At 63.1% G+C, this 9,701-nt stretch carries 10 protein-coding genes; 5 read left to right on the top strand and 5 right to left on the bottom strand.

The genetic code is table 11. The features are described from left to right. Window positions 1-114: 114 nt before the first annotated feature. From ACE04F_RS00480 to ACE04F_RS00500, 5 genes are all read right to left on the bottom strand, one after another. The gene (locus ACE04F_RS00480) at window positions 115-558 is read right to left on the bottom strand and encodes a hotdog fold thioesterase (RefSeq protein WP_198798373.1); all 444 of its coding nucleotides are present in this window, start codon (window positions 556-558) and stop codon (window positions 115-117) included. 49 nt (window positions 559-607) lie between these two features. Beyond that, window positions 608-1,060 (bottom strand): phosphohistidine phosphatase SixA, encoded by a 453-nt coding sequence (sixA, locus tag ACE04F_RS00485; protein WP_486104008.1) that lies wholly within the window; start codon window positions 1,058-1,060, stop codon window positions 608-610. Then, a complete protein-coding gene (locus ACE04F_RS00490) occupies window positions 1,057-1,404 on the bottom strand; it encodes a DUF4389 domain-containing protein (protein ID WP_039594151.1) in 348 nt (115 codons plus the stop codon). Before ACE04F_RS00490 ends, sixA begins: the two co-directional genes overlap by 4 nt. Window positions 1,405-1,434: 30 nt before the next feature. Continuing rightward, window positions 1,435-2,460, bottom strand: a complete 1,026-nt coding sequence (locus ACE04F_RS00495; RefSeq protein ID WP_486104011.1) for an NAD(P)H-dependent glycerol-3-phosphate dehydrogenase — start codon at window positions 2,458-2,460, stop codon at window positions 1,435-1,437. Between the two features lie 73 nt (window positions 2,461-2,533). Then, window positions 2,534-2,713: a hypothetical protein gene (locus ACE04F_RS00500; protein ID WP_486104115.1), complete on the bottom strand. Its 180-nt coding sequence runs from the start codon at window positions 2,711-2,713 to the stop codon at window positions 2,534-2,536. Between ACE04F_RS00500 and ACE04F_RS00505 the strand changes: the two genes are divergently transcribed. From ACE04F_RS00505 to fabB, 5 genes are all read left to right on the top strand, one after another. Beyond that, window positions 2,661-4,784 (top strand): TonB-dependent receptor plug domain-containing protein, encoded by a 2,124-nt coding sequence (locus ACE04F_RS00505; RefSeq protein WP_486104013.1) that lies wholly within the window; start codon window positions 2,661-2,663, stop codon window positions 4,782-4,784. The two genes, ACE04F_RS00500 and ACE04F_RS00505, sit on opposite strands and share 53 nt — an antisense overlap. Next, the gene (locus ACE04F_RS00510; RefSeq protein ID WP_486104015.1) at window positions 4,785-5,717 is read left to right on the top strand and encodes an ABC transporter substrate-binding protein; all 933 of its coding nucleotides are present in this window, start codon (window positions 4,785-4,787) and stop codon (window positions 5,715-5,717) included. Next, entirely contained in the window at window positions 5,714-7,615 is a 1,902-nt protein-coding gene (locus ACE04F_RS00515; RefSeq protein ID WP_486104017.1) for an ATP-binding protein, read from the top strand. The genes ACE04F_RS00510 and ACE04F_RS00515 overlap by 4 nt, the downstream gene beginning before the upstream one ends. 249 nt (window positions 7,616-7,864) lie before the next feature. Then, on the top strand, window positions 7,865-8,380 hold the full coding sequence (gene fabA, locus ACE04F_RS00520; protein WP_030138344.1) for a 3-hydroxyacyl-[acyl-carrier-protein] dehydratase FabA: 516 nt from the start codon (window positions 7,865-7,867) through the stop codon (window positions 8,378-8,380). A gap of 11 nt (window positions 8,381-8,391) precedes the next feature. Further along, window positions 8,392-9,612: a beta-ketoacyl-ACP synthase I gene (gene fabB, locus ACE04F_RS00525; RefSeq protein ID WP_486104019.1), complete on the top strand. Its 1,221-nt coding sequence runs from the start codon at window positions 8,392-8,394 to the stop codon at window positions 9,610-9,612. Window positions 9,613-9,701: the final 89 nt, after the last annotated feature.

Raw genomic sequence — 9,701 nt, forward strand, 5'->3', positions numbered from 1 at the left:
CAGGCCCGAAGCCAGGCGACGCGGTATGTCAGGCTGCGCGAGTCAATTGACCGGGGCCCGCTTTGCGGCCCAGCCGGAGCACGCTCCCTCGCCACGAAGACATCCCCTTAGGCATCACCGCGCCGGCGGCTGCTCGCCCAGCGGCACTACCGCCATGGTCAGGCGCGATACGCAGTTGACCTTGCCGTCATCGTTGACCAGGCGAATGTCCCAGACCTGCGTGGTGCGGCCCAGGTGAACCGAGCGCGCCGTCGCGGTGACCCGCCCGCTGCGCACGCCACGCAGGTGGTTGGCGTTGATTTCCAGGCCGACGCAATAGAACTTGCTGGTGTCCACGCACAGGTAGGCGGCCATGGACCCGACCGTTTCAGCCAGCACCACCGAAGCGCCGCCGTGCAACAAACCGAACGGTTGGTGGGTGCGGTGATCGACCACCATGCTCGCGGTCAGGGATTCGTCATCGAAGGATTCAAAACGGATGTCCAGTACTTCACTGATCGTGTTCTTACCCGCAGCGTTCAGTTGTTCGATGTTGGGGGTGGTGCGCCAAAGACTCATCGTGCCCTTCCTTCGTGATTTTTTGTTTTTCCCGCCCGGAAGCGGTTTCTCAGGGATGCCTGAGGCTCTTTAGTTTCATCGAGCCGGCCAACGGCAGGTCGCCTTCCAGCTCGGCCAGGCCGGCCGTTTGCACCTGTTCAGGTTGTTGCAGATGGCCGTGCTGCAACAAGCCCAGCAGGCTGCCCACCAGCGGATTGTGGCTGACCAGTAGCACGTCGTCCTGGTCCTCCAGATGTTTCAGCACATCGGCCGGCCGGGTCTCCGGGGTGAGCCAGTCGACCGTGATCAACTCAGGCTCGAACCCCAGGGCTTCACGTACCAGTTGCGCGGTCTGCTGGGCACGCACGTAGGGGCTGGCATAAATGGCCCGCAACGGCTCGGCCATCAACCGACCGGCGCTGCGCAGCACCTCTTCGCGGCCAAGGACCGTCAGTACCCGCTCAGGGTCCGGACGAGCTCCGTGCGGCTCTGCTTCACCGTGACGCAATACCCACAGTTTCATAGTTTCGGCTCCTCGTCACGGACCGGGTGCGGCGCCGGCGCCACGGCATGAGGCGCTTCGCCTTCCGGTGTGCGCGGGGTCGGCCAGTCAGCGAATGGCCAGGGCTTCTGGTCGCTATGGAAAGTGCCGAAGCGGCCGATCTGCGCAAGGAACTGGCTCAGGCTATCGCCGAAGTTCATCAGGCTGGCGCTGGGTGCGCCGTAGATCAGCCGATAAATCAGCTGCACCAGCACCACGGCACCGAGGATGAATTGCGCCACCTGCCAGACCAGCAGGTAAATCACCATCCACAGCACGCGCAGCAGGATGGACTCGTATTGGGGCTGCCCTTTCGGATCGTTCATGGTTCGCTCCTGCTTGCGGTCGATACGAAATCAGTTGAAACCGCTGGTGGAAATGAAATCGACATCGGTCTTCGGTTCACCACGCATCAACAGTTCGATGACCTGCTCCAGCGTGCGCCCTTCAAACAGAATGGCGTGCAGTCCCGCGACCAGCGGCATATACACCCCGGCCTCCTGGGACTTGGCCTTGAGGACCTTGAGGGTATTGACCCCTTCCGCGACTTCGCCCAGGCGCGACACGGCCTCGTCCAGGCTCAGGCCCTGGCCGAGGGCGAAGCCGACCTGGTAGTTACGACTCTTGGGCGACGAGCAGGTGACAATCAGGTCGCCCACCCCGGCCAGCCCGAGGAATGTCATCGGGTTGGCACCCTGGTTGACGGCAAAACGGGTCATTTCCGCCAGCGCCCGGGTGATCAGCATGCTCTTGGTGTTTTCGCCCATGCCCAGCGCGACCGCCATGCCGGCGATGATCGCATAGACGTTCTTCAGCGCCCCGCCCAGCTCCACGCCGAAACGATCGGCGCTGGCATAGACCCGGAAGGTTCGGCCATGAAGGGCGGCCTGGACCCGCTGGCAAAGCTCCTCGTCTTCACTGGCGACGACGGTGGCGGTCAGCGCATGCTCGGCGATTTCCCGCGCCAGGTTCGGCCCGGAAATCACGCCGATGCGTGCCTTGGGGGCGATTTCCTCGAGAATCTCGCTCATCAGCTTGAAGGTCTGCGCCTCGATGCCTTTGGTCAGGCTCACCAGCAGCTTGCCGCTCAGGCGTTCGGCGTGGGACGCCAGCACCGAGCGCAGGGCGCTGGAAGGCAAGGCAACGAAGAACAGATCGCTGCCCTCGAGCGTGGCCTGCAAATCGGTGACCGGCTCCACTTCCGGGCGAACCTTGATGCCTTTGAGGTAACGCGGGTTCTCCCGGTTGAGCCGGATGGCCTCGGCCTGCTCCGGGTCGCGCATCCACTGGCGCACCGCGTGGCCATTCTCCGCCAGCAGGTTAGCCACGGCGGTGCCGAAACTCCCGCCTCCCAGGACCGCGATCGGGCGCTGTTCAGTCATATGCAATCCGCTCTTCCATACCAAGTGGCAATGCCCGGCATTATACGGAGCAGCCGAACCGCGACCAGCCCCGTCAGCAATTACCGATGGCAGTAGCAAGCTGACAATCAATTCCGAGGAAAATGCTGCCAACGTGAATGGAAAAGTCGCGCGGCTCGGTTAACATGCCCGCCATCCCTCCTTTAATCAAAGGCTGTGCCGTGTTCGTTGGCCCTTCCCGCCCAGGTTCATCACTGCTGTTGGCGCTGGTCATCAGCCCCTCCGTGGTGGCCGATGATCTGTTCGTGGACAACCAGCCCCTGCCCCAGGTACTCACCGCCACGCGGCTGAAACAGTCGCCGGCGGCGGTGCCGGGCAGCATGACCGTGCTTGACAGCGAATTGATCAAGGCCAGCGGTGCCCGGGACATCAGCGAACTGTTGCGCCTGGTGCCGGGCATGATGGTCGGCAACCTCAGCGGCAACCAGGCCACGGTGAACTACCACGGCGCCAACGCCAGCGAAGCGCGACGCATGCAAGTGCTGATCGACGGCCGCTCGGTGTACCGCGCCGGCCTCGCCACGGTGGACTGGAGCGACATTCCGGTCGCCATGGAAGACATCGACCGGATCGAAGTCTTCCGCGGCCCCAACACCGTCAGCTACGGCGCCAACGCGCTGATGGCAGTCGTCAATATCATCACCCGCGCCCCGGCGGGCAGCCACGGCACCCGGTTGAAAATGACCCGAGGCCAGCGTGGCATCAGCGACTGGTACGCCAGCCAGGGCAGCGGTTGGGAAAATGGCGATATGCGCCTGTCCCTGTCCGGCCAGGAAGACGACGGTTTCGACAGTGACCGCAACGGCGCGGACTACCGCGACAGTCGGCGCCTGAATCGCATTAACCTCTCCGTCAGCCAGGCCCTGGACGAATGGCAGAGCATCGATTGGCAACTGAGCGCCAAGGAGGGGAGCAACCAGCGGCCGTATACCTATCGCCCGGTTTTCGCCGGGATAACCGCGGCCGGGGACAACTCCGATGTCGTCGCCAAGGACTACGCCGGTTCGTTGCGCTGGAACCTCGACCTGGACCCCAACCACAGTCTCTATGTACAAGGCTCGATCCAGCATTGGGATCGCCAGCAGACCTGGCGCGCTTGCGATGCCGAGGTGTCCTTCAGCCCGCAACTGACCGACCTCTGGCAGCTCAACCCGAATTACGCCGAGAAGCTGGCGCGCAATATTCCAAGCTTCCTTGGCACAGGGGCGCCTGCCGGCACCGCCCAGGAACAGGCGCTGGCCAACCAGGTGATCGGTCAATGGCGCAACGGCGCCTCGCGAACCCTTTGCGGCGACATCGACCAGAGTGCCCGGGAGTCACGTTACGACTTGGAAATCCAGGACACCCTGAGCCTGTCCGATAGCCTGCGCCTGGTCACCGGGGCGAATTATCGCTATGACCGGGCCAACTCCGAGACCTACTTCAACGGCACGCTGGACGACACCACCTGGCGCCTGTTCGGCCAGCTCGAATGGCGCGCCAGCGAGCACTGGCTGCTGCAAGGCGGGGCGATGTTCGAAGACACCCGCCTGACCGGCAGCTCACTGACCCCGCGAGTCGCGGTCAACTACCTGATCAACCCGCGACACGGGCTTCGGGCGGTGTACTCCGAGGCGGTGCGCTCGCCGGACATGTTCGAGAACAACGTCAACTGGAGCTACCAGGTCACCAACCTGCGGCCCGCCGCGTTCGGCCAGGACAGCGCGCGCTACTTCGTCCGCACGCGCGGCCCGGGAAACCTCGAACAGGAGCACATGCGCTCGCGAGAGCTGGGCTACAACGGTTACTTCATGGACCTGGGCCTGACGGTGGATGTGAAGCTGTTCCATGACGAAATCACCGGCATGATCAGCGAACCGCTGCGCAACAACCAGTACATCGCCAGCAATGCCAACGACTCGCAGTTCGACGGTGCCGAGACCCAGCTCGACTGGCGCCTGAGCAGCGCCGATCGCCTGCGCCTGACCTATGCCTACGTCGATGCCCAGGCCAGCAATCCTCTCGACGAACAACTGACCGCCCGCAACAGCGGCTCGGCCGGATGGCTGCACGACTGGGGCCGAGGCTGGAACAGCGCAGTTTTCTATTATGGCGCCGACGATCTCAATGGCTACCGCTACGAACGGGTCGATACTCGCGTCGCCAAGCGGATCCCCCTGGGCAAGGCGAGCCTGGAGCTGGCGGGTATCGTGCAGCAGCGCCTCGATAACCAGCCGACCACGTTCGCCGACAATCGTTACGACGCCCGTCACGTCCTGTATTTCAGCGCGGAGCTGTCGTTCTAGATGTCTGCGGACCAACCGCGCAAGACGCCCCTCCGTGGCCGCCTGCCGCTACTCCTGTGCCTGGCCTTTGTCAGTCTGCTGACGACCCTTGATGCCCGGGCCGCCGAAATTCTCTTGACCGGCGCCCAGGATAGCCCCGGCGTGCAATCGTTCACGCAGGCCCTGCAAGCCCGGCGTCCGCAAGACAACGTGCGGTTCGCGCCGTTGGCCAGCCTGCCGTCGCCGGACCAGTTGCCAGCCGATGCGCGCCTGGTCCTGCTTGACCCGCCAAGCCTCGACTGGCGCCTGCAAAAAAACCACGGCCCGGCCACCTTGGTCCTGCGCATCAGTCGCCTGCAGGCATACGAACGCCTGGGCGAGGCAACGCCTGAGCGTCTGAGCCTGCTGTGGAGCGATCCGCCCATGGCGCGGCAACTGCAACTGATCCGCAGGGTGCTGCCGCAAGTGCGGCGGGTCGGCGTGCTGTTCGACCGGCACAGCGAATTCCTGCTCAAGGACATCCAGCAGGCAGCCAGGCCGCTGGGCCTGGAAATCGTCAGCGAACGCTGGGACGACAGCAGTGACAACCGTCCCTTGCAGAATCTGCTGGGCCGCAGCGACGTACTGCTGGGCCTCGATGACCCCGACCTCTACAACCCCAAGACCGTGAAGAATCTGCTGCTCAGCAGCTACGCCCGGCAACGCGCGCTGATCGGGCCAAGCGCCGCTTTTGTCAGGGCTGGCAGCCTGGCCAGCACCTACAGCGACCAGGACGACTGGCTGGCGATCCTCGACGAATTGCTCGACCGTCCCACCGCCAGCTGGCCGCGCACGCTGTATCCGGTCCGTTTCAAAGTCATGAGTAACCAGCAGGTCGCCCGCTCGCTGGGGATTGAACCGATTGATGCCGAAGCCGTCGCTGCGCAGTTGGCAGAAGGAGAACACCGCCCATGACCTTGCGTCGACGTTGGGATATCAATACCCGCACCCAGCTCATTGCCCTCGGCCCGGCATTGTTGCTGACCGTGCTGTTGATCAGCTTCTTTACCTTCGTGCGAATCCAGGACTTGCGCCAGGAGCTCAACCACACCGGGCAACTGATCGCCAACCAGCTGGCTCCGGCTGCGGAATACGGGGTGATTGCCGGCAACAACGACGTGCTGGAAAGTTTGCTCACCGCCACCCTGGCCACCCCTCACGTGCGCTTTCTCGAAGTCCAGGACCGCACGGAGCGAATCCTCGTGTACGTCGAGCAACCGGCGCAGACGCGCAACCACTCGCAGCAGGTGGAGGTGTTCCAGGCTCCGGTTCGCCTGCAACGCATCGCGCTGAACAATGATTTCCTGCAAGGCACCAGCCCGTCCACCGAGGCGCCCGGCGAAGACTACCTGGGCCGCGTGATCGTCGGCATGTCCAGTGACGCCTTCAGCGAGCGCCAGCAGGAGATCCTGCTCAAGGCCGCGATCCTGGCGTTGTTCGCCCTGCTCTTTACTTTCCTGGTGGCGCGCCGACTGGCCGCCAGCCTGTCACAGCCGATCCGCGACATCGGCAACGCGGTCAAGGCGATCCAGCAAGGCGACTACAGCACCCCATTGCCGATCGTCGACGACGGCGAACTGGGCGCTCTGTCGCGGCACATCAACAATCTGGCCGACGGCCTCGAGCAGGCCAGCCGCGAACAGCAGCAAGCCATGGCACAGTTGATCCAGACCCGCGAGGAAGCGGAAAAGGCCAACAGCGCCAAGTCGGAATTCCTGGCCATGATGAGCCATGAACTGCGCACGCCCATGAATGGCGTCCTGGGCATGCTGCAGTTGCTGGAAACCACGCAGATGACCGACGAGCAGCACGAGTACACCGCGCTGGCTTCGGAATCCACCGAGCACCTGCTGAAGGTGATCAACGATATTCTCGACTTCTCGCGCATCGAGCGTTCGGCCCTGGAACTGGAACATATCGCTTTCAACCTGGCGGAACTGGTCGGCAGCTGCGCCCAGTCGTTCCAGCACAGCGCCGCGCAACGCAAGCTGGGCCTGGACCTGCTGATCCCCGACGACATGCGGGCCCTGCAAGTGCAAGGCGACCCGACGCGGATCCGTCAGATCCTGGTCAACCTGATCGGCAACGCGCTGAAGTTCACCGACCAGGGGCGCGTCACTGTGCAATGCCAGTGGCAGGCGCTCGATCACGAACTGCTGTGGTTCACCTGCACCGTACGCGACAGTGGGATCGGCATCCCGGCCGACAGCCTGGAGCGCATGTTCGACGCGTTCCAGCAGGCCGACAGTTCGATTTCCCGACGTTATGGCGGCACCGGCCTGGGCCTGCCGATCGCGCGTACCCTGGCCGAACGCATGGGCGGCACACTGCGGGCCCAGAGCGTAGAGGGCCAGGGCTCGGTGTTCACCCTGGAGATACCGCTCGCGCTGTCGCGGCAGTCCCCACCGACCCTGGCCCCACGCGCGCCCGGTGGCAGCAGCGATGGCGAGGGCCGTAATGTGTTGCTGGTGGAAGACAATCCGGTCAACCAGACCGTGATCGAAGCCATGCTGCGCAGCCTGGGCTTCACGGTCAGCGTCGCCACCGATGGCGCCCAGGCCGTGCGCAGCGCCGAGAGCCTGATTTTCGAAGTGATCCTGATGGACTGCCGGCTTCCGGTGATCGACGGCTACGAAGCCACGCGGCAGATCCGTCAGTTGCCGGGCTGCGCCGAGGTCCCCATCATTGCCCTGACGGCCAACGCATTGCAGGGCGACCGTGAAGCCTGCCTCGCCGCAGGCATGAACGATTACCTGGCCAAGCCATTCAAAAGAATTGACCTGCAGCAGATTTTGCAGCGCTGGGTGCGTTGATACGGGGCCGTGGACCATCTGTGACTGGCGTGAAAGGCGAAAGTGCGGCAGTCTTAAGCACCCGGACAAGTCTCGATCGGGAAACGAATAACAATTTCAGTGCACAGGTGTACATTCATTTTCCCGTGTGCTGTGACTTTCACTACAACGCAATAGTCTATGAGTAGGCTGCCGACTCGAGGCATGAACGCTTCGATCGGCCGGGAAGATTTGCCCCACCCTGCCGCATGGGACTATTGAGGAGCTCGCATGACCAAACAAAACGCCTTTACTCGGGAAGATCTGCTGCGCTGCAGTCGCGGTGAGCTGTTCGGCCCAGGTAACGCGCAACTGCCCGCCCCGAACATGCTGATGGTGGATCGCATCACCCATATCAGCGACGAGGGTGGCAAGTACGGCAAAGGTGAATTGGTCGCCGAGCTGGATATCACTCCGGACCTGTGGTTCTTCGCTTGCCATTTCGAAGGCGATCCGGTAATGCCCGGCTGCCTGGGCCTGGATGCCATGTGGCAACTGGTCGGCTTTTTCCTTGGCTGGCAGGGCCTGCCGGGCCGCGGTCGCGCCCTGGGTTCGGGCGAGGTGAAATTCTTCGGTCAGGTGCTCCCGACTGCGAAGAAGATTACCTATAACATTCATATCAAACGCGTCCTCAAGGGCAAGCTGAACATGGCCATTGCCGATGGTTCGGTGGCTGTCGACGGTCGCGAGATCTACACCGCCGAAGGCCTTCGGGTCGGCGTTTTCACCTCCACTGACAACTTCTAAGGGTTATCCGCATGCGCCGCGTCGTTATCACTGGTCTGGGCATCGTTTCGTGCCTGGGCAATGACAAAGAGACCGTCTCCGCTAACCTGCGTGCAAGTCGCCCTGGCATCCGGTACAACCCGGAATACGCCGAAATGGGTCTGCGTAGCCAGGTTTCCGGCTCCATTGACCTCAATCTCGAAGAGCTGATCGATCGCAAGATCTACCGTTTCGTCGGTCACGCGGCAGCTTATGCCTACCTGGCCATGAAGGACGCCATCGCTGACTCCGGCCTGACCGACGAGCAGGTTTCCAACGTGCGCACCGGCCTGATCGCCGGTTCCGGTGGCGCGTCGACCCTGAACCAGATGGAAGCGCTGGACATCCTGCGCGAGAAAGGCGTCAAGCGTGTCGGCCCGTACCGCGTCACGCGGACCATGGGCAGCACCGTGTCGGCCTGCCTGGCCACGCCATTCAAGATCAAGGGCCTGAACTACTCGATCTCCTCCGCCTGCGCCACCAGTGCCCACTGCATTGGCACCGCGGTCGAGCAGATCCAGATGGGCAAGCAGGACATCGTCTTCGCCGGTGGCGGCGAAGAAGAACATTGGAGCCAGTCGTTCCTGTTCGACGCGATGGGCGCCTTGTCCAGCAAGCGTAACGAGTCCCCGCAGACAGCTTCCCGTGCCTACGATGCCGACCGTGACGGTTTTGTCATCGCTGGCGGTGGCGGCATGGTCGTGGTCGAGGAGCTGGAACACGCCCTCGCCCGTGGCGCGAAAATCTATGCGGAAATCGTCGGCTACGGCGCCACTTCCGACGGCTACGACATGGTCGCGCCAAGCGGCGAAGGTGCCGTGCGCTGCATGCAGATGGCCATGTCCACCGTCGATACGCCAATCGACTACCTGAACACCCATGGCACTTCGACTCCGGTCGGCGACGTCGCGGAGATGAAAGGCGTACGTGAAGTGTTCGGCGACAAGGCTCCGGCCATCAGCTCCACCAAGAGCCTGTCGGGTCACTCCTTGGGCGCCGCCGGCGTTCACGAAGCGATCTATTGCATGTTGATGATGGAAGGCAACTTCATGGCCGGTTCGGCCAACATCGACGAGCTGGACCCGGAAGTGGCCGACCTGCCGATCCTGACCAAGACTCGCGAAAACGCCACCATCAACACCGTGATGAGCAACAGCTTCGGCTTCGGTGGCACCAACGCCACCCTGGTGATGAAGCGCTGGCAGGGCCAGTAAGCCCCGCTGCTACGTCCCATAAAAAACGCCCCGACTGGTTCGGGGCGTTTTTTTGTCCGGCAAATATGCCTGGGTTCATTGTGGGAGCG

The sequence above is a fragment of the Pseudomonas sp. AGC41 genome, assembly GCF_057334555.1.

What these genes read in the sequence shown, in the direction of transcription:
- ACE04F_RS00480 (WP_198798373.1), bottom strand. Translation starts at nt 558, where the DNA reads ATGAGTCTTTGGCGCACCACCCCCAACATCGAACAACTGAACGCTGCG.
- ACE04F_RS00515 (WP_486104017.1), top strand. Translation starts at nt 5,714, where the DNA reads ATGACCTTGCGTCGACGTTGGGATATCAATACCCGCACCCAGCTCATT.
- ACE04F_RS00490 (WP_039594151.1), bottom strand. Translation starts at nt 1,404, where the DNA reads ATGAACGATCCGAAAGGGCAGCCCCAATACGAGTCCATCCTGCTGCGC.
- sixA (WP_486104008.1), bottom strand. Translation starts at nt 1,060, where the DNA reads ATGAAACTGTGGGTATTGCGTCACGGTGAAGCAGAGCCGCACGGAGCT.
- ACE04F_RS00510 (WP_486104015.1), top strand. Translation starts at nt 4,785, where the DNA reads ATGTCTGCGGACCAACCGCGCAAGACGCCCCTCCGTGGCCGCCTGCCG.
- fabB (WP_486104019.1), top strand. Translation starts at nt 8,392, where the DNA reads ATGCGCCGCGTCGTTATCACTGGTCTGGGCATCGTTTCGTGCCTGGGC.
- ACE04F_RS00500 (WP_486104115.1), bottom strand. Translation starts at nt 2,713, where the DNA reads ATGACCAGCGCCAACAGCAGTGATGAACCTGGGCGGGAAGGGCCAACG.
- fabA (WP_030138344.1), top strand. Translation starts at nt 7,865, where the DNA reads ATGACCAAACAAAACGCCTTTACTCGGGAAGATCTGCTGCGCTGCAGT.
- ACE04F_RS00495 (WP_486104011.1), bottom strand. Translation starts at nt 2,460, where the DNA reads ATGACTGAACAGCGCCCGATCGCGGTCCTGGGAGGCGGGAGTTTCGGC.